This window comes from Enterobacter sp. fkY84-1 (assembly GCF_052974705.1).
In genome coordinates this window covers 4579143-4602722 of record NZ_CP169393.1, presented here as the reverse complement: position 1 = coordinate 4602722, position 23580 = coordinate 4579143, and the positions used below count along the sequence as shown (strand labels likewise).

Sequence of the window (23580 nt, the reverse complement as noted above, 5' to 3'; positions counted from 1 at the left end):
TCTATCACGTCATTATGCCGTACGTTTGCGCAGTTCGATCTCTTCGACGATGCGCACATACATCTTCTCGTTGAGGTTGTAGAAGCAGCCCATCGCCACGATGGTGATGACCGCCAGCAGGCTCGGGTAGATAAATATCAGCTGCCGCAGCCCTTCAACCGTGCCACTGGATTGCACCACGTTGGGTACATAGCCGATCTGCGTGAGCATGATCCCCGGGAAGAAGCCCGCCAGCGCCTGGGAGACCTTCCGGAAGAAGGTAAAACCGGTATACACCGTTCCTTCGGAGCGCACGCCGGTGCGCCACTCACCGTACTCCACGGTATCGGACACCAGCGCCCAGTTCAGGCTGTTCACGAACGCGGAGCCGAAAAAGGCCAGGCAGGAGAACGCCACAAAGCTCACCGAGCCGCCGCCGAAGAAGTAGTTGAGCAGATCGCCCGCCACCCAAATCATCAGCCCGCTGATGTAGACCTTTTTCTTGCCGAAGCGCCGCACCGCGCCGGGCATCATAAAGACGCCGATAAAAATGCAGCCCATGCTGAAGAAGCCCATGTACGACAGCAGGATCGGGTCGTTCAGCACGTACTGCGTGTAGTAAACCTGAATGGCGAGTTTGACGTTAAAGGCGCCCAGCGTGCACAGGTTCGCGATGCACAGGATAAACAGCGGGCGGTTTCCGGCGATGGCGCGAAACGACTGCAGCAGCCCCGGTTTTTGCGCCGGGTTAGCGGGCTGCGCCTCGACGTAGCGTTCGGTCACCCCCTTGTAGCACCACCACATAAAAAACAGTCCGAACAGCGAGAAGAGGGTGGCGGCAAAGATATAGCCAAGCTGGTCATTGCCTTCAATCAGGTTCATCACCGGAACAAAACCCACGGTACAGAGCAGCAGGCCCAGCGTAGCACCGCCCTGACGCCAGGCGGCCAGCGAGGCGCGCTCGTCCGGGTTTTTGGTAATGGCGGGCACCATCGCGCCGTAGGAGCAGTTCATCATGCTGAAGAACAGGCCGTACAGCATGAACAGCACCGTCGCCATCACCGTTTTACCGGTGATTTCAAACGGCGTGCCAACGAAGTTGGCAATCGCCAGTAAGGTCACCGGGAACGCCGCATAGAGCACGAACGGGCGGAATTTCCCTTTCGGGCCGATCTTGCGCCGGGAGTCGAGCATGATCCCGGTGCCCATATCGGTGAAGGCGGTAAAAAACTTCGCAATCAGGAAGATGATCCCGCCGTAGGTGCCCGGCAGGCCCAGCACGTCGGTGTAAAACTTCAGCAGATAAAGCGTGCCGATATCCAGCAGGATGTTTGAGCCGAGATCGCCCATCCCGTAGGCGAGTTTTTCTTTAAACGGCAGGCGCAGGGTTGCCGGATCGGAAGTATGTTGACTCATTATTGTTCTCCGTCTGCCCGCAGGTTGCCCCGCGGGCGAGCCTTATCAGATATGACGTAAGGTGCTAAACAGATCTGCCCATTCGCTGTGCTGGCGGTAGAAGACCGGCGGCTTGCCGAGCGGGGCATCTACGGTCACGTCACCGCCCCGGCAGATTTCCCCGGTCCACGCATTCACCCAGCTGTCCTGTGGCAGATAGAGCGACCAGTCGCGGCGCCCCTCTTCATGAACCGGCGCTACCAGCAGATCGCGGCCAAACAGGTACTGGTATTTCAGCGTGTAGGCGCGCGCGTCGTCTTCATAGTGCAGGAACAGCGGGCGCATCACCGGCAGGCCGCTTTTCGCGTTCTGCGCGACCGCGGCTTTGATGTACGGCTTCAGGGTGGTGAAGACGGTGGTCATGCGCGCGAAGTGCGCGATGGTTTCCGCGTCGCCGTCGAACTGCCAGTTATCGCCTGGACGGTTGCCCTCATGGGTACGCATCATCGGCGTAAAGGCGCTGAAGTCGCACCAGCGCAGCAGCAGCTCTTTGCTGCGCTTCATCTCGAACAGGGTCGTATAGCCGCCGATGTCGCTGTGGTGCAGGCCGTGCCCGGTCATCGCCAGCGACAGCGCCGCAGGGATGACGGACGCCAGACCGTCGTCCAGGCTCCAGTCGACGTTCTGATCCCCCGCCCACATCATCACCGAGTGCTTCTGGCTGCCGGTATAGCCCGCGCGCATGAAGAACAGGATCTCGCCGAGCTTGCCGGTCTCCTGAAGCGCCTCGTAGTTACATTTGGCCCACAGGGCAGGCCAGGCGTTATGCATGATCTCCGCGCTCACGCCGTTGTGCAGGAAGGTGTCGGTCGGCAGATATTCCCCGAAATCGGCCATCCAGCCGCCGCAGCCCAGTTCGATCAGGTTCTTTTTAATGACCTCTTTGTACCAGTCGTAGGCTGCCGGGTTGGTCAGGTCGATAACGCCCGCGTAGAACTCGCCGAACTCGACGTGGTAGTCCTCGCCGTTGGCGTTTTTGGTCAGATAGCCGCGCTTCGACGCCTCTTCGCAGAGATCTTTATCGCTGGCGACGTACGGGTTGATATAGGAGAGGAACTGCACGCCTTCCTCTTTCCACTTCGCAATCCGCGCATCAAGCTGCGGATAGAGCGCGCTGTTCCACTTCCAGTTCCACATCACGCGCTTGCCGAAGGAGGTCATGCGAATGCCGGACCAGTCCTGCGCCCAGATGCCGTTGACCTTCACGCCGCCCTCGCGCATGGCGTCGAGCTTCTGCTGACATACCTCGGTGCCGCCCTGAATGCCCAGCGTCACGCCGTCGTACACCCAGTCCGGCAGCTCCGGCTGACGCCCCAGCAGGCCGGTCAGTTTTTCCAGCAGATCGACGTAGGTTTCTGCGCATTCGAAGCGCAGCGTGGCGTTATCTTCCCAGAACGCCAGCTCGTGGAAATCCGGCGCGCTGAAATCAAAGTTCATGTAGCAGCTGTTATCCACGTGGCAGTAGTACTTCTGGGTGCTCACGAAGGTAGGCTGCGGGAAGAAGGTCCAGTAGTAGTCGCCGCCCGCGTTCTCTTTGCAGTCGGCCTGCCAGGTGACGTAGGTCTGCTTATTGCGGCCAACGCCCTGCTCGCTGGTCCACAGCGGGAACGGCTTGCCGCGCAGGTCGAAGTACGAGAACTGCTCGCCGCAGCCGTAGATATGATCGTCTGGCTGAGCTGCCAGCCGCAGCCAGATGCGGTTATGGCTGGCGGCGTCATTTTTCAGCTTCAGCTCCAGACGGCCTTCCGCATCCACGCCCACCAGCAGCGTCGCGCTTACGGCATCGCCGCGGGTAAAGCGGATCGCCCAGCCCGCGCTTTGCTGCGTGACGGTCGCGTCCGTCAGGGCAATCTTTTCGTTGAGCTTGTCTTTGATGCTGAAGTTGCCGCGAAACATCTCGATATCCGCCTCGCCTGCGCCAATCCACAGGCAAGGGGCATCCGCGGTGTGGGATAAAATCAGACGGTCCTGCCAGCGCAGGGTGAAGCCACTTTCGTTATTTTTCAGGTCAATATTGTGTAGGGTACGCATAAACACTCCGTCTTTATTATTTGGCCAGGCTATCCAGTAATCCGGCGGCGACGGCAGGGGCTAAGCCCGGGGCCAGCGGCAGGCGGGGGATCACCAGGCAGTGCAGCAGGTGGTAAATATCCTGCTTGCCGTCCCAGACTTTGGTGGTCACTTCGTTGTTGGTGTCCAGCTCCTGCCACCACGAACCGTTTTCGTAGTCCATCAGGTACTTGATGCAGTAATCCCACCACTTCTGATACCAGGCTTCGTACTGCGCCTCGCCGGTGACGGTGTAGAGCGCGTAAGCCGTGCCCATCGCCTCGACGATTGGCCAGCGCACGCGTTCCCGCACGATAGGCTTACCGTCCCAGCCCACGGAGTAGACAAACCCGTCGGCGCCGTCGGGTGCCCAGGCGTCGCGGATGGTGGCGTGGAACAGGCCTTTTGCATCTTCCAGCAGCCACTCCGGCGGGGTTTCAAAGCGCGCTTCCAGCGCGGCGCGCAGGTGCAACATCAGGCGGCCCCACTCAATCCAGTGTCCCGGCGTGCCGCCGTAGGCGCGGAAGCGGTGGGCGGGATTATCAATGTTGTAATCGCGGATTGGGTTCCAGCTGGTGTCGAAATGCTCGTTAACGCGGTACTCCCCTTTGCGCGCCACGTCGTGAATAATCACCGAGGCGATGCGCAGGGCGCGGTCGAGCCATTTACGGTCGTGGGTCACGTCATAAACGATCAGGAAGGCTTCCACGGCGTGCATGTTGGCGTTACCGCCGCGATAGTCTTCCGTTTTGCTGAAGGCTTCATCCCAGGACTCCAGGCACATCTGCTCCTGTTCGCTCCAGAAGTAGCGCTCAATCACCTCGATGGCATCGTCCAGCAGCTTACGTGCCTGCGGGTGACCCGTGGTCACGGCGCTCGCCGCGCCCAGCAGGACGAAGAAGTGCTGATAGCCCTGCTTGGAGGCGTCAATGATGCCTTCATCGTTTACGCAGGCGTACCAGCCGCCGTGCTGCTTGTCGCGCAGCGGACCGTTGAGGGCATTAATGCCGTGCTCAACCAGGGCATATGCACCGGGGCGTCCCATGTTCGCCGCCACCGCGTAAACGTGCAGCATGCGGGCGGTGATCCACAGATGCGTGCCCATATCGCTGCGCACCTGGCCGTTATTGCCCAGCCAGCCAAAGCCGGTCGGTACGGCGGCGTTTTTACCGAAATCGAGAATGCGGTCGGTCTCTTGTTCGAGCCAGCGGTTATGGCTCAGGGTGTTAAACCATTTCATGTTCGGATCCTTTCTTAACGGCGAGCCATCATTTCGTCGACGATCTCACCCAGACGCTGAAGTTTGGGGACGGAAATATCACGCAGCATCAGCTCGGTGTCCGGCAGGCCAATCACAGAGGACCAGACGGCGCGACCGGCTAAAAAGCCCGATGCCCCCGCCTGCATGGCGACGCTTACGGCGCGCGGGAAGAGCTTATCGTCCACGCCGGAGGAGAGGATCACCCACGGCATGGCGATGTTCTCGTTAAGCTTTTGCGAGGCCGCCAGCAGCTCTTGCTGCGTGCCCTTGCCAAACAGCGGCATCTCCACTTTGTAGAGGTCGGCACCGCTGTCGCCCAGCTCTTTGGCCGCGTCGATAATCGCCTGTTCGCGGTTAAACGCGGCACCGCGACGTGGCGGACGCACCACCGGCTCGATAATGCTCAGCAGACCGTTATCGTGGCACAGCGTATTGAACGCTTTCACCATCTCCAGGCGCTGCTGCGGATCTTCATCGCTGCGCCACAGCACCAGCAGCTTCAGTGCTTTGCCGCCATCGCGTTTGACCGCTTGCGCGTCGACGTTCTTGTCGATCGCCACGCTGTCGACCGGAATACCGTTCCCCGGAATAAATTCGTCGGCGGCCACAATCATCGCGCAGCTGTTGGCCACGGCCTGCTGCTCGACAATCTGGCGATAGCAGAACTGCTGGTCGACGAGAATGGCAGAGGCGTACGGCGACAGAATTTTTGCCGCGTTGACCTTAAAATCGGTCAGGTTCTGGTCGGTTACCGGCACCGGCGCGCCTGCGGCGGCAAACATCAGGCGCATCGCTTCGCGCTGATCCACGGCCAGCATTGCAAAACCGCCGGAAGGTCGGGTGATATCTTTCAGGGTGTACATCGTCATTCCTCAGTCCTTTCGTATCAGTGTGATTTTTTCAGCCCGGCAGATGCGCGAACCTGTTCAAGAATGGCCGTCCAGTCCTCGCGCCCGCGCCCAGCGGCGCGTGCCTGGTTGTAAACTTCGCGGGAAGCCGCGCCCAGCGGCATCGGAACGTGGAGCTGGTTGGCCACGTCGAGGGCGATCCCCAGATCTTTATGCGCAAGGTCGATCATGAAGGCGGGAGAAAGATCCCCTTTCAGCACCTTGTTCGGCCAGGATGTCGTGAAGTGGCCTTTACCCGCAGGCGTACCGCTCATGACCTTGAGCGCCACGTCAAAGGAGAGGCCAAGCGCTTCGCACAGCACGGCGGCCTCGGCGGAAAGGGCGTTCAGGGCAATGCTCATGTAGTTATTGATAAGCTTCACGCGGATGCCCATGCCTGGCCCGCCGGCGTTAATCAGCTCATTGCCCATCGCCATTAAGACCGGGGTGGCGCGCTCAACCTGCTGCGCCGTGCCGCCTGCCAGCAGGAGCAGCGTGCCGGCGATGGCATGGTCAGAGGTGCGCCCGACTGGCACGTCCATCAGGTTGAAGCCTTGCTCAGCCATGTCGCGTATCAGCGCGTCGGTTTGCAGCGGGTGAATGGTGGACATATCAATGACCAGTGCGTCGCGGGATAACCCTTCGCACACGCCGTGCTCGCCGAACAGGACGCTGCGTACCAGGTCGCCGTTTGGCAGCATGGTGATGACGAATTCCGCGTCCGTTGCTGCCTGCGCGGGCGTTGCCGCCGCCCGAGCGCCGCTCTCTGCCAGCGCCTGAACCGCCTGCGGGTTCACGTCAAAGACGTTAAGCTGGTGGCCTTGCTTCAACAGATTCATCGCCATTGGCGCGCCCATCTGCCCTAAACCGATAAATGCGATTGCTGACATGCCTTTCTCCTGTCACATCGTGTCAATTTTTGCGCGTTTATGTTGTCTGTTTTTGATCGTATTTGTAATTTATAGTCAAAAAATTGACACGGGTCACTTTTTAAACATTTGGTGAAATTAAAATGAAGGCATCAGAAATCGCAGGAGGAATCACCATGACTCGCATCGTTTGTGTCGGCATTACCGTGCTGGATCGCATCTGGTATCTCGATGATTTACCAAAAGAAGGTGGGAAATATGTCGCAAAAGACTATACGGAAGTGGGGGGCGGCCCGGCGGCAACGGCGGCAGTGGCGGCGGCGAAACTGGGCGCGGAAGTGGATTTTATTGGCCGGGTGGGGGATGACGATACCGGCAGACGGCTGCTGGCGGAGCTGGAATCCCTAGGGGTGAAGACCCGCTACACGCGCGTGTTTAAGGGTGCCCGATCGTCACAATCGGCGGTGCTGGTGGACGCAGGCGGAGAGCGCGTGATTGCCAACTACCCCAGCCCCGATCTCCCTGCGGCGGCAGACTGGCTGCATGAAATCGACTTCTCGCAGTGGGATATTGTCTTAGCCGATGTGCGCTGGCATGACGGGGCAAAACAGGCATTTACCCTGGCCCGTCAGCAGGACGTTCCGACGTTGCTTGATGCGGATGTCACCCCGCAGGACATCGCGGAGCTGATCGCTTTAAGCGATCACGCGGCCTTCTCCGCGCCGGGGCTGCGGCGCCTTACGCAGCGGGACGAAACAGAAAATGCCCTGAGAAAAGCACAAACGCTCACAAATGGACATGTGTATGTTACACAGGGGCGAGACGGGTGCTTCTGGCTGGAAAACGGCGCATTGTGCCATCAGCCCGGCTTTGAGGTGAACGTGGTGGATACCACGGGGGCGGGCGACGTGTTCCACGGTGCGCTGGCGGTCAGCCTGGGGCAGAAATGGCCCGCCGCAGACGCCGTGCGTTTTGCCAGCGCCGTCGCAGCGCTGAAATGCACGAAGCCCGGTGGACGCGCGGGTATACCTGACTGTGATCAAACCCGCTCTTTTTTGTCACTTTTTGTATAAAATGCGGGGCGTGATGGTTTTCAGAGGACAGCCCATGAGCCTTACCGAACTGACCGGCAACCCGCGTCACGATCAGCTGCTGACGCTGATTGCCGATCGCGGCTATATGAACATTGATGAACTGGCGCAGCTGCTGGATGTTTCCACGCAAACCGTGCGCCGGGATATCCGTAAGCTCAGCGAGCAGGGGCTGATCACGCGTCATCATGGCGGGGCGGGCAGGGCATCCAGCGTGGTGAACACGGCGTTCGAGCAGCGTGAAGTCTCGCTTACCGAAGAGAAGCGGGCGATTGCCGAAGCCATTGCGGACTATATTCCCGATGGCTCGACTATTTTCATCACCATCGGCACGACCGTGGAGCACGTTGCCCGGGCGCTGCTCAACCATAACCACCTGCGCATTATCACCAACAGCCTGCGGGTGGCGCATATTCTGTATAAAAACCCGCGCTTTGAAGTGATGGTGCCTGGCGGCACGCTGCGCCCGCACAATGGCGGGATTATCGGGCCTGCGGCAACGGCGTTTGTGTCTGGTTTTCGGGCGGATTATCTCGTGACCAGCGTGGGGGCAATTGAGCACGACGGCGCGATGATGGAGTTTGACGTCAATGAAGCCAGCGTGGTGAAAACCATGATCGCCCACGCTCGCCACATTCTGCTCGCAGCCGATCATACGAAATTTACCGCATCCGCGGCGGTAGAGATTGGCAACGTGGCGCAGGCCACGGCACTCTTCACCGATGAGATGCCTGGCTCGGCTCTGCAAACTCACCTGAAATCCAGTAAGGTTGAAATCATCCTGGCCAGTACCAGCGATGATATTGCCTGAAGCAAAAAAAGCCGCTGAGCAAACAGCGGCTTAAATATTGTTATTTAAAGCTGTATTTCACCCCTAACATCCCCTGCGTATCGCTGTAGCCTTTATCGCCTATCTGCTGAGCCACGTTGCCCCATACGCTAAGCTGCGGCGTAATCTTCCCCTCTACGCCGGTCTTGAGTTCACCGATATTGCGCGTACCACGCATCTCATTGCTGACGTCATCCATGCGGATACGCGTGGGCTGGGTGTTGTGGATCCAGTTCGCTTCGATAAACGGCTGGAAGGTCCGTGATTTACCGTCGTCAATCGCGTTATGTCCGCTGATGTAGGCCTTCACGCCGAGACGTGTCATCAGGTTGCCCTGAGTCTCGTCTTTCACCCGCGTGCCGTTGCGCTCGCGATGATCGTCAGCCTGCACGTCCATCCAAACGGCCTGCGCTTTCGGCTGGATCCAGTAGCTGTTGCGGTCGCTTTCGCCCACCTTAACGCTATAGCCCGCTTCGACAGAGGCGGTCACGCCGCTGGAACGATAACTCTCAGTGGCCTGATCCTGTCCCATTACCTTATTGTCGAACCAGTTATACAGCACCCAGCTATCAACGTAGGTGCCACTTTTATCCGCCTCGTTTGCGTACCAGGTACCATACAGACCGACGCTATAGCCATTCACTTCACCGCGTGAGCGGTAGCCGGTCAGGCTGGAAGCGCTCCGGCTCTGGCTGTTGCCGTAGCCTGCCATCAGGCCAAGATGCCAACGGTCCAGGCCATCGGTGCTCCACTGGGCGACATCGCCACCCAGCTGCAGCACGTAGCGATTGGCGGTCGTTTTTAGCTGGCCGCTGCCGTCGTTAAAACGCGTATGACCGCCGACGTTACGCATCCACAGGCTCGTCACTTTCTGCTCGCCCGTAAGCATGTCGGTGTACTGCGTTTCACCCAGACGATCGTGCAGACGGGTCATAAACAGCGTATTGGCCGCATAGCTGTTTGCCAGATAGCTGCCGAATTCCGGGCGATACTGGTGCTCGCTTTTCGGTGGTGCAGCTGGGGGGACCGGCTCTTGCGGCGGGATCACCGGGTCAACGGGCGGATCTACCGGGTCCACTGGGTCAACAGGTGGATCTACGGGGTCGACCGGTGGGTCTACAGGATCAACGGGCTCGACCAGGCTGGTCAAAAACCAGTTTTTACCTTTTTGCACAACGTTATAGTCATAGCCCCCCGCCACGATACGGCTGGCTTTCTCAAACGTCCCCTCAGAGTTGCCGCCAACGCTGACAATTTCAATCCCTTCTACGGTTTGCGCGCCGGCACCGCCAATGTTGTTCACTTCCACCCCGGTATGACCGGAGGTGTTGCCTTCAACGATCAGTTTGTCCGTTTCCGAAGTGTCGTCAAACAGCACGGTATTGAAGACCAGCTTGCCGCCGTTGCCGATAAAATCATCCTTGATGGTCAGCGTTTGCCACGCCGCGTCCTCTGCATGCTGGAAATTAATCGTGCCGCCCGCATTCAGCGTCAGGCTGGTCAGCGTGGAGCTGTCGCGCAGATTCCAGACGGCATCATTCATCGTCAGTGCGATAGTACCGGTACCCGCGGCGTTGCTCTCAATGAAGGACGCTCCGTTCCACAGGGAGTTGTCATCCATAGTCAGCGTAATGGTACTGTTTTGTGCCGGAAGCGTGCTGGTGGCCGCGACGCCGCCTGCGGAAAGGATATCGCCGTTGAGGATGAACTTGCCTCCTGCGGACGCATCAATCACCCCGCCGTTACTGGCGTTCAGGGCATAGCTACCGCTGTCGCGCTGGCCTGCGGTGGTAATGGTTGCACCACCCGCGAGCGCTATCACGCCGCGCGACCAGGCATACATCCCGTGCGGCGCCTGCGCGGAGCTGCTGGTTTTCTCGCTGCAGTTTACCGCAATGGTGACGTTATCTCCCAGATTCACCGCACCGGTGTACGCGTAGACGCCATGCGCACTGGCACCGTTGGTCGTAATGGTGGCGCCTTCATCAAGGGTGATGGTTGACGAGCCGGTAGAATAAACCCCGGAGGCACTGGCCGCGTCGGTGGTAATCGTCGCGCTTTTGCCTAGCTCAATTTTTGACGCAGAGCCCGCGTACAGGCCATAGGCCGATGTGCCGTACGTTTCGATGGTCGCCACATCGCCCAGCCGGACGTATGAGCCGCTCTGGTTGGTACGAATTCCCTCAGCGTAAATCCCGCGCGTCACAATATGCGCACGATCGCCGACGATAACGTTATTTTTTGCCTTTGAGGCATCATTCAGTGCATAAGCGCTAATCCCGCGCCCGGTGCTGCCCGTGGTTTCGATATAGAGATCGTCACCCACATAAATATTGGCGGAGCCGAGAGAACCCTGACTGAAGGAGCTGTACCCGGCATTGATGCCGTCACCGCTTTGGCCATTAACGTAGATGTGGGTGCGGTCGCCGGTAATGATAAATACCGGGTTGGCCGGCGTGTTCATCCCGTGGGTACGAATACCGTCGACGTCTTTACCATTATTGGCAGCCACTTTTGACTGGGTGCGAATAGTCAGATCGTCACCAAATATCACCCCCGGGCTGCCGGATGTGGAGTTCTGAATAACGGTAACGGAATGCTCAAAGGCTTCCGCCCCAGGCCCTTCGAGGGTGATCCCATCTCCGTAAATCGGGATATTCCCCGGGCTGTACTGGTAGACATAGTTAGGATCGCCGGTATTTTTGCTAAAGTTCGCGTTTGCCGTTGCAGGTATCAGCGCCTGTATTTCTGCAGGCAAATCCGTTACCGCTCCGGAGGCAGGTAAATTAGCAAAATCTATTACCGCTGCATGTGCGGTAAATAGCGCTGACGTTAACGCCAGCGAAATCGCAGCGGCGACTGGTGAGTGTTTCATTATATATGGCATGACTGCCCCCTTTCTTTCAGGCGTAGAACATCCTCCACACCATTAAATGTGGGTAGGTAAACAGGTTGAAATTACAAAATAGAAACGAGAATTTTATGAATACTGGTGCCTAACTTCCTCTCAAGTCGTATTTTATGAACATAAATTTTTTTAACATCTATGCCGTCTGATTTTATAATCTCCTGGAGGCACGCACCTGACAAAAATCTGTTCAGTAACGTAAATTCAACAGCGTTCAACATGCTGCCGCGTCTGCTATTTAACCGTCTCCCGGAGAAAAGATGGCTGATTTTTTCCTTTAATATAATGTCGTTGTCATCCGAATAAATAATTCCCTTTATTTCACTGCGCTGCATGAAAAAATAATTGGCCAATGCTTCCAGCTTGCGGTCTGTGATAATCACGATGTTCATGTTAGTTCTCACCAGACGTTCAATCCATTGCGGATCGGCAAGTACGCGCAGGTTGCAAAACGAAAAGTCTACAAATATAAAGCCGCGTAATAAGTGATTCTTGTTTCCTTGCAATATTTTATTTTCTACTGCAAACTGCAGGAAATGGTTACCACCAGGCCAAACTGCGAATGAGGCATTTCCACAATATTGTGAGCGTACTGCGTTATCTGGAAATAACTGACAGGACAATTCACAGCTCATACAGCGGACAACCTTATGCGACGATGTCATCATCCAGTCCACTCCTGTCTTATTTTCACTGTCAATATTTCACTGCCATCCAAATGTGTCAATCTTGAAACATATCCCGTGCCCCTCTCTTGTTTATGATAAATAGTGGTGAAGAATATAAATTCCTGGTGATGTCTATTTTGTCAGGCCGTAGCCATAGCGAAAGGACATACTTTGGCCATCGTATTCCAGGACTATTCTTCAGCCCCTTAAGATTATTCGACAAAAAAAATCCCGGAGGACGATTTACGAAATAGCACTAATAGCTAAAGATTCGTTTCTTAAATCGGCCGTAACGACAGTCTTTTCGCGACTTGGGGCTCAATATAATGAGTGGGCCGGGCGAAGTGTAATGAAATCTCATTATGTCGTTTTAGATGAGAGAAACCTAAGAAAATTGTCTTTTAACTGATTGAAAAACAATGTGTTATTCTTAATCTTAGTTGGGGTGGTATCGCGTCCTGATCCTTCTGACCTATACTGTTGTTAAATATACGTATATCTTTCTGGTGTATATAGTTAAGGGTTGTTATTGCTGAGGAAAGGAAAATTGTATCTTATTAACAAATTGGTCGAGTATGATCCAGAAAACAAAAACCTGGTAAATCATATTACCGGGCGCTCGATACAATTGCAGCTTCCTGCCAACCTCTGTTTTCTTTATCTCATCACCCATCCCGGAGAAATAATTTCGCAAAACCAGTTAATGGTGGTGGGATGGGGGGAGCGCAATGACGTCACTAAGCCGAATACCTTTTACCAGGCTATTTTGACATTACGCAATGCCCTCGCTGAGGTGGGCTTACCGCGCGATACGGTAAAAACGATTTCGCGTCGCGGGCTTATGCTTTCCGAGGCTACCGAGGTTGAATTATTTGTCCCAACCGCTGAGCCAGTCATAGCCAATAAAGACGTGCTCGTTGCCAATGGCGCCGCGAGGCAGAGGCCAGCCTGGCTGATAATAACGACCGCAACGCTTTTGTTGATCGCGCTTATCAACGGGGGAATATTATATAAAAAGCACCAGAACATGCCGTTTAGTCACTACATTCCCCTTTCAGCGGGCAGCACGACCCATGCCTGCCAACTTTTTTATGCACCTAACGAACATATTCAGGATCATTACGTGCGCCTGCTAAACAATAATCCCGGTCTGTGTGCCGAAAAACGATACGTTTTTCTCGTCGGCTATAGTAAAACGGAGCGAATCGCGGCGTTTGTCTGTAATAACGATGCGCGAAGGGACGCGACGGCGTTATGTACCACCCATTATTTTTGGGCGCACGAAAAATGATGACTCTCCGGAACCGTATCATTTTGCTGGCGGCATTTCTGGCTGCCGCTATCACCAGTGGCTGGTTAGCTTATTCGCATTTATCGAGTACGCCGATACGCTGTACGGGAGATGTGGAATGGACGATTGGTAAAAACCGATTTGTGGGTACGGTTTCCTGGCGGATGCAGCATCGGGAGGGGTCTACGGTTATTAACGGTAAATTATTTGGTCAGACGGTTACTGAAGTTAATCGAACCATCTATTTTCACTACAGTGACCATGAGAACGCGCGCGTGTTAAATAACAATCGTATTGTTAAAACCTTTGCCGATAATGCGGATGAGGCTGATATCAACGCAACGCTACCGGGTTTTTACCGCACGCCGGGTAGAGAGCTGAGCCTGATGATCGATGAGTACCGGGGGGCCTGGATTTTTGCCGCGTCAAACGTCCCTTCGCTTTACTGTCGTAAAAACGCGCCGTAAAAATCGATCGCACACCTTAGACCGCATACATAGTCAAATCTCTTTATTCCCGCTACAGTTACCTCTCCACGGCGAGCAGGAGATAAACATGCTTTATATCTTTGATTTAGGAAACGTCATCGTCGATATCGATTTTAATCGCGTGTTGGGTGCATGGAGCGATTTTAGCCGCGTGCCGCTGGCGACCTTAAAGCAGAATTTCGCGATGGGCGAGACCTTCCACCAGCATGAGCGCGGTGAAATCAGCGATGAAGCATTCGCTGAACGTTTCTGCCAGGAGATGGGGCTTTCGTTAAGCTATGAACAGTTTTCCCACGGCTGGCAGGCGGTATTTGTGGCGGTTCGCCCTGAGGTGATCGACATCATGCACAAACTGCGCGAGCAGGGGCATCGGGTCGTTGTGCTATCAAATACCAACCGTCTGCACACCACGTTCTGGCCTGAGGAGTACCCTGAAGTTAAGGCGGCGGCGGATAAGATCTACCTCTCGCAGGAGATGGGGATGCGTAAGCCTGAAGCGCGAATTTATCAGGCTGTTCTGCAGGCAGAGGGATTCACCGCGGCCGATGCGGTCTTTTTCGACGACAACGCCGATAATATAGAGGGAGCTAACCAGTTGGGTATTACGTCAATTCTGGTGACCGGAAAAGAGACGATACCAGACTACTTTGCGAAGCAGCTATGCTAAAAACCGTTCATCAAAAAGCCACGCACCATACTCGCCCGCTGCGGGCCTGGCTGAAACTGCTCTGGCACCGGATTGATGAGGACAATATGACCACGCTGGCGGGTAACCTCGCCTACGTGTCGTTACTCTCATTAGTGCCTCTGGTGGCAGTCATCTTTGCCCTGTTTTCCGCCTTTCCGATGTTTGCGGACGTCAGCCTGCAGCTTCGTCATTTTGTCTTCGCGAATTTCATTCCGGCAACCGGGGATGTCATCCAGAACTACATTGAGCAGTTTGTTGCTAACTCCAGCAAGATGACGGCAGTGGGGGCATGCGGTCTTATTGTCACCGCGCTGCTGTTGATGTACGCCATCGATAACGCGCTGAACACGATCTGGCGGAGTAAAAAAGCGCGGCCAAAGGTCTATTCCTTTGCCGTGTACTGGATGATCCTCACGCTGGGGCCGCTGCTGGCCGGGGCGAGCCTCGCGATCAGTTCGTATCTGCTCTCCCTGCGCTGGGCGAGCGATTTAAACGGCGTGATTGATAATGTGCTTCGCATCTTTCCGTTGATCCTGTCGTGGCTCTCGTTCTGGCTGCTCTATAGCGTGGTGCCGACCACGCGCGTGCCTAACCGCGATGCGGTCGTGGGGGCGCTGGTGGCGGCGTTGCTCTTTGAGCTCGGTAAGAAAGGGTTTGCCCTTTACATCACCATGTTTCCGTCCTATCAGCTGATTTACGGCGTGCTGGCGGTGATCCCCATTTTGTTTGTCTGGGTCTACTGGACCTGGTGTATCGTCTTGCTTGGTGCTGAAATAACTGTCACTCTCGGTGTATACCGCGAACTTAAAAAAGCAGCAGAAGCTGAAAAACAACAAGAAGCAGACCAACCATGATTGCATTGATACAGCGCGTAACCCGTGCCAGCGTCACCGTGGAGGGAGAGGTGACGGGTGAAATTGGCCCAGGACTTTTGGTGTTGTTAGGTGTCGAAAAGGATGATGACGAACAAAAAGCCAACCGCTTGTGTGAGCGCGTGCTGGGCTACCGTATTTTCAGCGATGCGGAAGGCAAGATGAACCTGAACGTCCAGCAGGCGGGCGGCAGCGTGCTGGTGGTTTCCCAGTTTACGCTGGCAGCGGATACCGAGCGCGGCATGCGCCCGAGTTTCTCGAAAGGCGCCGCGCCGGATCGTGCAGAAGCACTTTACGAGTACTTTGTTGAGCGTTGTCGCCAGCAGGAAATGAATACGCAAACCGGACGATTCGCTGCAGATATGCAGGTATCGCTGGTGAACGATGGCCCCGTCACATTCTGGCTCCAGGTATGAGCATACTTACGGCGTGGCCGCGGGTAACAAGAGAGAGTACAGCTATGTATCACCTTCGAGTACCGCAAACGGAAGAAGAGTTAGAAGCCTATTACCAGTTCCGCTGGGAAATGCTACGCAAGCCATTACATCAGCCAAAAGGCTCTGAGCGCGACGCCTGGGACGCGATGGCCCACCATCAGATGGTGATGGACGAAGAGGGCAACCTTGTGGCCGTCGGGCGTTTGTATATCAACGCCGATAACGAAGCGTCTATTCGCTTTATGGCGGTTCATCCCTCCGTGCAGGACAAAGGTCTGGGGACGCTAATGGCGATGACCCTGGAATCCGTCGCCCGTCAGGAAGGCGTTAAGCGCGTCACCTGTAGCGCCCGCGAAGATGCCGTGGAGTTCTTCGCTAAACTCGGTTTTGTGAATCAGGGTGAAATCACAACCCCGCAAACCACGCCGATTCGTCATTTTTTGATGATCAAACCCATCGCCACGCTGGACGATATTCTGCATCGCGCCGACTGGTGCGGACAGCTGCAGCAGGCCTGGTATCAGCACATTCCGCTCAGCGAAAAAATGGGCGTACGCATTCAGCAGTACACCGGACAAAAATTTATTACCACCATGCCGGAAACCGGCAACCAGAATCCGCACCACACCCTGTTTGCCGGAAGTCTTTTCTCACTGGCCACGCTCACCGGCTGGGGGCTTATCTGGCTGATGCTGCGCGAGCGCCATCTGGGCGGCACCATCATTCTGGCCGATGCCCACATTCGCTATAGCGCGCCGATAAGCGGCAAGCCGACCGCCGTGGCCGATCTGGGATCACTGGGTGGCGATCTTGACCGTCTGGCACGCGGTCGCAAGGCGCGCGTACAAATGCAGGTTGAACTGTTTGGCGATAAAACGCCGGGCGCGGTGTTTGAAGGCACCTACATTGTTCTTCCGGCGAAGCCTTTTGGCGCGTATGAAGAGGGCGGGAACGAGGAGGAGTAATCTCCTGTTTACGCTCCCCGGGCGTGCTGAATCCGCCCGGCGATATCCCGCATAATATCTCGCGCTGATTGGCTAATTCCACCAAGCTGGAAGAAGCCATGTATTACTCCCAGCCATCGCTGAGCGGTACACGTCACTCCTTGCTCCGTGAGGCGTTGAAACAGCGCCTCGCCTTCATCGCATAACGGATCGTACTCAGCGGTAACGATATGGACAGCTGGCAGGCCGCTGAAGTCTTCTCGCCACAGCGGGCTAACCTCAGGATGCTTACGGTCGGCTCCAGCCAGATATATTTCATAGCCGCTCAGCAGGGTATCGCGAGTAATTACGTAATCCAGGCCGTTGAGGGTATAGCTTTCAAAACTGGCCGTGGCGTCGAGCATGGGGTAGATAAGAATAAGCTGTACAGGCTGCCAGAGCCCTTTAGCCTTAAGCCGCAGCGCCGTTACCAGCGCCAGATGTCCCCCCGCGCTGTCTCCACAAAGTGTAATCCGGTTTTTATCCACGCCCAGTTTGTCCGCATAGTGCCAGACCAGATCTGCGCCTCTTTCCGCATCGTCATGTGCGGCGGGGAAGGTATGCTCCGGCGCCAGCCTGTATTGAATCGCAACCACCCGGCAATTGCCGTAGCAGGCTAACTGACGGAGCTGGTTGTCATGGGTATCAAAGCCGCCGCTGATAAAGCATCCGCCGTGGTAGTAGATGGCAGCAGGCAATAGTTCAGGCGCATTGAGAGGTGAAAATACCCGAATGGTAAGACCCTCAAGAACAAGCGTCTCCACCTGAACGCGCGTTTCGGTCTCCCCGGCAAGCCCTGTGCTGGCAATATAGCCTGCTCGTCGCACCTCAATGCTCTGGCGACGTGACGAGGGCCGCCCTGCAGCGATAAATCCCTGAACCAGCTGTGCAATACCCTTTTCCAGCGCCATGAATAATCCCTTTTACTGTATGGATGAACAGTTTTGTAGCCTGGTTTGATTCAAAAGAAAACAAGAATAGTGTTGAGGGCAACAACCTGGAAAGCGGCTCGCAAAGGCGATAACGCGTCTCTCAACGAGAATGGAGAGTATCTGGCATGAAAGGCGGCGGGTATTGCTGTCGAATTACAGGCCGGGCAAGCACGCGCCGCCCGGCACTGTCACAGGGAATTACTCCCCTTCGCCCGGGAACAGGAACGGGTTGATCGAGCTGCGGGCAAAGCCCTCCTGCTCCATCTTCGCGTCCAGAATCAGCGAGGCGAGATCGTCGGCCACCGCTTCGACTTTCGGGTCCTTTTCCTGATACAGAATCTTCAGGTAGGTGCCGCAGTCGCCGCAGCTTTCGGCTTTCACCGCCGCGTCTTCGTTTTCCAGCGACCAGTAGTTCAGATCGCGGGTCTGCTCGCAGTTGCTGCACTTAATGCGCACCACGTGCCACTCGGTTTCACACAGGTTGCAGTGCAGGTAGCGCAGCCCCTGAGTGGTGCCGATTTGCACCATGCTGGAGACCGGCATTGAGCCACACACCGGGCAGAACTGGCGCGCCTCGCCGTATTCGGCGCGAGCTTTGCCCGGGATCAGGCTGGCCATTTGTGCCCAGTAGAGCGACAGGGCTGCCCAGATAAACGGCGCCTTATCGCTGCTGACCAGCGAGAAGTCGGACGCGAACAGCGCGCTCGCCATCTCTTCAAGCTCTTGTTCGGACGCTTTTTCCAGATTCTCAATGACCGCCAGCGCGGTTCCGCTCATTTCCGGCTTCAGCTCGGCAATCAGCGAATGCAGCAGCTTTTGCCAGTGCTTGTCGCGCGGCAGGACGTGAATGTCCAGCGGCGGCTTACCCTGCGCGTTGGCTTCTTTGATCCGCGCGGTCAGGTCCATTTGCAGCGGGTGGTCGTACAGCACCACTTCCTGCGCGTGGGCGACCAGCGCGGCAAAGCGCAGAAAATCACCCAGCGGGTTGTTCTCTGCCAGCTCGCGCAGACGCTCTGCGCGGCGGTTGTAGAGGTTCTTGAGTCTGGGGAATAACAACGGCGGAATATAATCCGCCGTGCGTTTCTCGCTCGACCCCAGCTCATCTTGCGGGATTATGCGAATACTCATTCAGATGACTTTTCCTGTTTCTGGCGGACTTCACGGTACCAGCGCGGGTGATGTTTCTTCGCCCACGTGCTGGTGACCCATCCCTCCACCATCGCGGTAATGGTGCCTTTCACCCAGAGGGCGGCGTAGATATGCACCATGATAACCACAATTAACGCCACTGCGGCAAATGAATGCAGCATCAGCGCGAATCGGATCACCGGGATTGAGAAAGCAGGCGCAAAGTACGGACGCCAGATGATCACGCCGCTCACCAGCAACAGGACCAGGAAGATAATCGCCGCCCAGAATACGCATTTCTGGCCGAAGTTATAACGCCCGGTGTCACCCACTTCCTCGTTGACGACGATCTTACGAATATTCTTCGCCCAAAAGATATCATCCCGATTGATTAGGTTATGGTGCCAGTAGCGGAAAAACATGATGATGAACGACGCGAACATGATGACGCCCACAAACGGGTGCAGGATGCGCGCCAGCTGTGGTGTCCCCATGATCTGCATCAGCCAGTTGAAGGACGGGAAGAAGAACCCCAGCCCGCTTATCGCCGCCAGCATGAAGCAGAAGGCGGTGACCCAGTGGTTGATGCGTTCCGGCGCGGTGTAGCGCACGATGGTGTCACGTTTTCTCATTTGCGCACCTCGTCTTTCTCTTCATGCAGGTTGTCGTCTTCCTCTTCCGCGCGGTTCGGACCGACGCCGACGTAGTGGAAGATGCTCGCTGCAAAGGTGGCAGCAAAGCCCACCGCTGCCAGCGGTTTCCAGATGCCTTTCCAGAACTTCACGGTGGCGCTGATTTCCGGGTTCTCCGGCAGGCCGTGATACAGGTTCGGCTTGTCGGCGTGGTGCAGCACGTACATCACGTGCGTACCGCCCACCCCGGCCGGATCGTACAGGCCCGCATTGTCGTAACCACGGGTTTTCAGCTCGCCCACGCGCTCTGCCGCCAGCGTTTTCATATCCTCTTTAGAACCAAAGTGGATGGCGCCGGTTGGGCAGGTCTTCACGCATGCAGGCTCCTGGCCGACGGTAACGCGGTCCACGCACAGGGTGCATTTGTAGACGCGGTTGTCTTCCGGGTTCAGGCGCGGTACGTCGAACGGACAGCCCGCGATGCAGTAGCCGCAGCCAATGCACTGCTCGGACTGGAAGTCGACGATGCCGTTGGCATACTGAATGATAGCCCCTTCTGACGGACACGCCTTCAGGCAGCCCGGATCCGCACAGTGCATACAGCCGTCTTTGCGGATAAGCCATTCCAGCTTGTCGTTCTGCTCCACTTCCGAGAAACGCATCACCGTCCAGGACTTGGCGGTCAGGTCCGCCGGGTTGTCGTACACCCCGACGTTGTGACCCACTTCGTCACGCAGGTCGTTCCACTCAGAGCAGGCCACCTGACAGGCTTTACAGCCGATACAGGTGGTCACGTCGATAAGCTTCGCCACTTCCTGCTGGTGGTCCCGCGCCTGAGGCGCGGGCGTGAAACCGTTAGTCGCGGAACGACGGATAATGTCTTGAGATTGATAAGCCATAAGTCGTCTCCGTTACACCTTTTCCACGTTCACGAGGAAGGCCTTAAACTCCGGCGTCTGCGTGTTCGCATCACCGACGAATGGCGTCAGGGTGTTCGCAATAAACCCTTTCTTCGCCACGCCCTCATAGCCCCAGTGAATTGGGATGCCGATGGTATCCACCTGCTGACCGTGAACGTTCAGCGTGCGAATACGCTTGGTCACCACTGCCTTGGCTTTGATATAGCCACGGTTAGAGGAGACCTTCACGGTATCGCCATGGGCAATGCCGAGCTTGTTCGCCAGCTTCTCGCCGATTTCCACAAACTGTTCCGGCTGCGCGATGGCGTTAAGCAGCGCGTGTTTGGTCCAGTAGTGGAAGTGCTCGGTCAGACGGTAAGTGGTGCCCACGTACGGGAACTTGTCCTTTTTACCCAGCGCTTCAAAATCGCTCTTGAAGATACGGGCTGCCGGGTTAGAAACCACGTTCGGGTGCAGCGGGTTGGTGCCCAGCGGCGTCTCAAACGGCTCATAGTGTTCCGGGAACGGACCTTCCGCCATCTTATCGATAGCGAACAGACGCCCCATCCCTTCAGGCTGCATGATAAACGGTCCGACATCGCTGCCTGGTGCGGCAGTGCTGTAGTCCGGAATATCCACGCCGCCCCATTTCGCACCGTCCCACTTCAGCAGCTGACGCTTCGGATCCCACGGGTTGCCCTGCGGGTCAGCGGACGCGCGGTTATAGAGGATACGGCGGTTGAGCGGCCATGCCCATGCCCAACCCAGCGTATTGCCCAGACCCGACGGGTCGGCGTTATCGCGGTTGGCCATCTGGTTGCCTTTCGGCGTCCAGCTACCGGCAAAGATCCAGCAGCCGCTGGAGGTGGTGCCGTCGTCACGCAGGTGCGCGAAGGTACTGAGCTGATCGCCTTTCTTCGCCAGCACGGTGCCGGTGGCCGGGTCGATAACGTCCGCCAGCGCCTTACCGTTGCTCTCCATCGCCACTTCTTCCGGCGCTGGGTTTTCCGGCGTCGAGTAGTTCCAGGTCATGTTCAGCACAGGCTCAGGGTTCGCGCCGCCTTCAGCCGCATACATCTTACGCAGGCGTAAGAAGATACCGGCCAGGATCTCGCCGTCGTTCATGGCGATGCCCGGGGCGTCCGCGCCTTTCCAGTGCCACTGCAGCCAGCGCCCGGAGTTGACGATAGAGCCGTTCTCTTCCGCAAAGCAGGTCGATGGCAGACGGAACACTTCGGTCTGAATCTTCGACGGATCGACATCGTTCGATTCGCCGTGGTTCTGCCAGAAGGTCGAGGTCTCGGTATTGAGCGGGTCAATCGTCACCAGGAACTTCAGCTTCGACAGCGACTCAACAACCTTGTTCTTGTTCGGGAACGAGGCAACCGGGTTAAAGCCCTGGCACAGATAGCCGTTCACTTTGCCCTGATGCATCATCTCGAAATACTGCAGAACGTCGTAACCTTTGTCCCACTTCGGCAGCCAGTCAAAGCCCCAGCTGTTTTCCGCCGTCGCTTTGTCACCGAAGAACGCTTTCATCATCGAGACGAAGAACTTCGGATAGTTGCCCCAGTAGTTCACCTGGCCTTCAAGCAGCGGTTTAGGCGTGCTGGCCGTCAGGTAGGTTTGCAGGTCGGTCTGTTTCTCGCTTGGCAGGTTCATATAGCCCGGCAGGCTCTGAGACAGCAGGCCGAGGTCGGTCAGACCCTGAATATTGGAGTGACCGCGCAGGGCGTTCACGCCGCCGCCTGCCATCCCCATGTTGCCGAGCAGCAGCTGCACCATCGCCATGGTGCGGATGTTCTGCGCGCCGATGGAGTGCTGCGTCCAGCCGAGGGCGTACAGGAACGACGCGGTTTTGTCTTTCGCGCTGGTTTCGGCGATCAGCTCGCACACCTTCAGGAAGTCCGCCTTCGGCGTACCGCAGATGTTTTCGACAACCTCCGGCGTGTAGCGGGAGACGTGCTCTTTCAGCAGGTTCCACACGCAGCGCGGGTGTTGCAACGTGGTGTCACGCTTCGCAAAACCTTTCTCATCCAGCTCGTAGTTCCAGCTGGTTTTGTCGTACTTGCGTTTTTCGGCGTCGTAACCGCTAAACAGACCATCTTCGAAGTGGTAATCCTCACGCACGATCAGGCTGGCGTTGGTATAGGCTTCGGTGTATTCGCGGTTGTATTTTTCGTTGGTCATCAGGTACAGCAGTACGCCTGACAGGAAAGTGATGTCAGTACCTGAACGAATAGGGGTGTAGAAATCCGCCACTGACGCAGTACGCGTGAAGCGGGGATCGATCACAATCAGTTTCGCACCGTTGTGGATTTTGGCTTCCATCGCCCAGCGGAACCCGACAGGGTGCGCTTCAGCGGCGTTACCGCCCATCACCACAATGAGGTTGGCGTTCTTGATGTCGACCCAGTGGTTGGTCATCGCACCGCGACCAAATGTTGGAGCAAGACTTGCTACCGTTGGTCCGTGTCAGACACGCGCCTGGTTGTCGACCGCGAGCATACCGAGTGCGCGCGTAAATTTCTGGGTTAAATAACCGGTTTCGTTGCTGGAGGCAGAGGCACACAGCATCCCGGTGGAGAGCCAGCGGTTGACCGTGACGCCGTCGGCGTTCTTCTCAACAAAGTTGGCATCGCGGTCTTCTTTAATCAGTTTAGCGATGCGGTCAAACGCCTCTTCCCAGCTGATTTGCTGCCATTTGTCGGAACCCGGCGCGCGGTATTCAGGGAATTTCAGGCGGCTTTCGGAGTGGATAAAGTCCACCAGACCGGCCCCTTTCGGGCACAATGCGCCGCGGTTAACCGGGTGATCCGGGTCGCCTTCGATATGGAAAATAGACGCTTTGGCGTTTTTAGCACCGTCGCCGAGGCTATACATCAACAGCCCGCAACCGACAGAGCAGTACGTACAGGTATTACGGGTTTCACGGGTGCGCAGCAGTTTATACTGCCGCGTTTCCGCCAGCGCTACGCCGGGCGCAAAGCCCAGTGCCGCTGCCGTGGTGCCTGCCATACCGCCAGCGCAGATCTTAAAGAACTGCCTTCTGCTGACCTGCATGGGTCACTCCTTGTTTCGACATTGCTTACATATGTAGTTTTGACTTCGCGGTTGAAGAATGACCGCAAAGGAAAAAATTTGCGTTAATCCCTCAATTCCACGAGGGATATCATCAGAATACCACATTGTCGGTACAGCTGTTCTAATGGCGTTAATACAAAGTGAACGTAT

The 23580-nt window shown here is 56.4% G+C and carries 20 protein-coding genes; 8 read left to right on the top strand and 12 right to left on the bottom strand.

The genetic code is table 11. From position 1 onward, the window contains the following. Nucleotides 1–12: 12 nt before the first annotated feature. From ACEPLT_RS22015 to yihU, 5 genes are read right to left on the bottom strand one after another with little or no spacing between them, the layout of a single operon-like run. On the bottom strand, nucleotides 13–1395 hold the full coding sequence (locus ACEPLT_RS22015) for an MFS transporter (protein WP_025912315.1): 1383 nt from the start codon (nucleotides 1393–1395) through the stop codon (nucleotides 13–15). Nucleotides 1396–1440: 45 nt separating this feature from the next. After that, nucleotides 1441–3465, bottom strand: coding sequence for an alpha-glucosidase (locus ACEPLT_RS22010; protein WP_232929221.1), 2025 nt, complete (start codon nucleotides 3463–3465; stop codon nucleotides 1441–1443). A gap of 16 nt (nucleotides 3466–3481) precedes the next feature. After that, complete coding sequence (gene yihS / locus ACEPLT_RS22005; protein ID WP_135345644.1) at nucleotides 3482–4723, bottom strand: sulfoquinovose isomerase; 1242 nt, start codon at nucleotides 4721–4723, stop codon at nucleotides 3482–3484. Between the two features lie 14 nt (nucleotides 4724–4737). Continuing rightward, complete coding sequence (gene yihT / locus ACEPLT_RS22000; protein ID WP_232929220.1) at nucleotides 4738–5613, bottom strand: sulfofructosephosphate aldolase; 876 nt, start codon at nucleotides 5611–5613, stop codon at nucleotides 4738–4740. Nucleotides 5614–5630: 17 nt separating this feature from the next. Beyond that, nucleotides 5631–6521, bottom strand: coding sequence for a sulfolactaldehyde 3-reductase (yihU, locus tag ACEPLT_RS21995; protein ID WP_232929219.1), 891 nt, complete (start codon nucleotides 6519–6521; stop codon nucleotides 5631–5633). 155 nt (nucleotides 6522–6676) lie between these two features. Between yihU and ACEPLT_RS21990 the strand changes: the two genes are divergently transcribed. After that, entirely contained in the window at nucleotides 6677–7573 is an 897-nt protein-coding gene (locus tag ACEPLT_RS21990; protein ID WP_232929218.1) for a sugar kinase, read from the top strand. A 34-nt stretch (nucleotides 7574–7607) separates the two neighbouring features. Then, nucleotides 7608–8402, top strand: coding sequence for a DeoR/GlpR family DNA-binding transcription regulator (locus ACEPLT_RS21985; protein WP_021242785.1), 795 nt, complete (start codon nucleotides 7608–7610; stop codon nucleotides 8400–8402). A gap of 40 nt (nucleotides 8403–8442) precedes the next feature. On the opposite strand, the gene ACEPLT_RS21980 is transcribed toward ACEPLT_RS21985, so the two are convergent. Continuing rightward, entirely contained in the window at nucleotides 8443–11307 is a 2865-nt protein-coding gene (locus ACEPLT_RS21980) for an autotransporter outer membrane beta-barrel domain-containing protein (RefSeq protein ID WP_232929217.1), read from the bottom strand. Between the two features lie 71 nt (nucleotides 11308–11378). Then, the gene (locus tag ACEPLT_RS21975) at nucleotides 11379–11996 is read right to left on the bottom strand and encodes a helix-turn-helix transcriptional regulator (RefSeq protein WP_232929215.1); all 618 of its coding nucleotides are present in this window, start codon (nucleotides 11994–11996) and stop codon (nucleotides 11379–11381) included. Nucleotides 11997–12543: 547 nt separating this feature from the next. Here ACEPLT_RS21975 and ACEPLT_RS21970 point away from each other — a divergent pair. From ACEPLT_RS21970 to fabY, 6 genes are all read left to right on the top strand, one after another. Further along, nucleotides 12544–13287: a winged helix-turn-helix domain-containing protein gene (locus ACEPLT_RS21970; RefSeq protein WP_447088317.1), complete on the top strand. Its 744-nt coding sequence runs from the start codon at nucleotides 12544–12546 to the stop codon at nucleotides 13285–13287. Further along, nucleotides 13251–13754, top strand: a complete 504-nt coding sequence (locus tag ACEPLT_RS21965) for a hypothetical protein (RefSeq protein WP_227156930.1) — start codon at nucleotides 13251–13253, stop codon at nucleotides 13752–13754. The genes ACEPLT_RS21970 and ACEPLT_RS21965 overlap by 37 nt, the downstream gene beginning before the upstream one ends. An 88-nt stretch (nucleotides 13755–13842) precedes the next feature. Beyond that, nucleotides 13843–14442, top strand: coding sequence for a glucose-1-phosphatase (yihX, locus tag ACEPLT_RS21960; protein ID WP_008501839.1), 600 nt, complete (start codon nucleotides 13843–13845; stop codon nucleotides 14440–14442). Further along, complete coding sequence (locus ACEPLT_RS21955; protein ID WP_021242790.1) at nucleotides 14436–15317, top strand: virulence factor BrkB family protein; 882 nt, start codon at nucleotides 14436–14438, stop codon at nucleotides 15315–15317. The genes yihX and ACEPLT_RS21955 overlap by 7 nt, the downstream gene beginning before the upstream one ends. Then, nucleotides 15314–15751: a D-aminoacyl-tRNA deacylase gene (gene dtd, locus ACEPLT_RS21950; RefSeq protein WP_008501836.1), complete on the top strand. Its 438-nt coding sequence runs from the start codon at nucleotides 15314–15316 to the stop codon at nucleotides 15749–15751. Before ACEPLT_RS21955 ends, dtd begins: the two co-directional genes overlap by 4 nt. 44 nt (nucleotides 15752–15795) lie before the next feature. Beyond that, nucleotides 15796–16737, top strand: coding sequence for a fatty acid biosynthesis protein FabY (gene fabY, locus ACEPLT_RS21945; RefSeq protein WP_023326334.1), 942 nt, complete (start codon nucleotides 15796–15798; stop codon nucleotides 16735–16737). 8 nt (nucleotides 16738–16745) lie between these two features. On the opposite strand, the gene ACEPLT_RS21940 is transcribed toward fabY, so the two are convergent. The 5 genes from ACEPLT_RS21940 to fdnG all read right to left on the bottom strand — a co-directional run bounded on the left by ACEPLT_RS21940 (nucleotide 16746) and on the right by fdnG (nucleotide 23409). Then, nucleotides 16746–17666, bottom strand: a complete 921-nt coding sequence (locus ACEPLT_RS21940) for an alpha/beta hydrolase (protein WP_232929209.1) — start codon at nucleotides 17664–17666, stop codon at nucleotides 16746–16748. 219 nt (nucleotides 17667–17885) lie between these two features. Continuing rightward, nucleotides 17886–18815: a formate dehydrogenase accessory protein FdhE gene (fdhE, locus tag ACEPLT_RS21935; RefSeq protein ID WP_008501833.1), complete on the bottom strand. Its 930-nt coding sequence runs from the start codon at nucleotides 18813–18815 to the stop codon at nucleotides 17886–17888. Then, complete coding sequence (gene fdoI / locus ACEPLT_RS21930; protein ID WP_008501832.1) at nucleotides 18812–19447, bottom strand: formate dehydrogenase cytochrome b556 subunit; 636 nt, start codon at nucleotides 19445–19447, stop codon at nucleotides 18812–18814. Before fdoI ends, fdhE begins: the two co-directional genes overlap by 4 nt. Further along, the gene (gene fdxH, locus ACEPLT_RS21925) at nucleotides 19444–20346 is read right to left on the bottom strand and encodes a formate dehydrogenase subunit beta (protein ID WP_008501831.1); all 903 of its coding nucleotides are present in this window, start codon (nucleotides 20344–20346) and stop codon (nucleotides 19444–19446) included. The genes fdoI and fdxH overlap by 4 nt, the downstream gene beginning before the upstream one ends. 12 nt (nucleotides 20347–20358) lie before the next feature. After that, the gene (fdnG, locus tag ACEPLT_RS21920; protein ID WP_088728449.1) at nucleotides 20359–23409 is read right to left on the bottom strand and encodes a formate dehydrogenase-N subunit alpha; all 3051 of its coding nucleotides are present in this window, start codon (nucleotides 23407–23409) and stop codon (nucleotides 20359–20361) included. Nucleotides 23410–23580 lie beyond the last annotated feature (171 nt).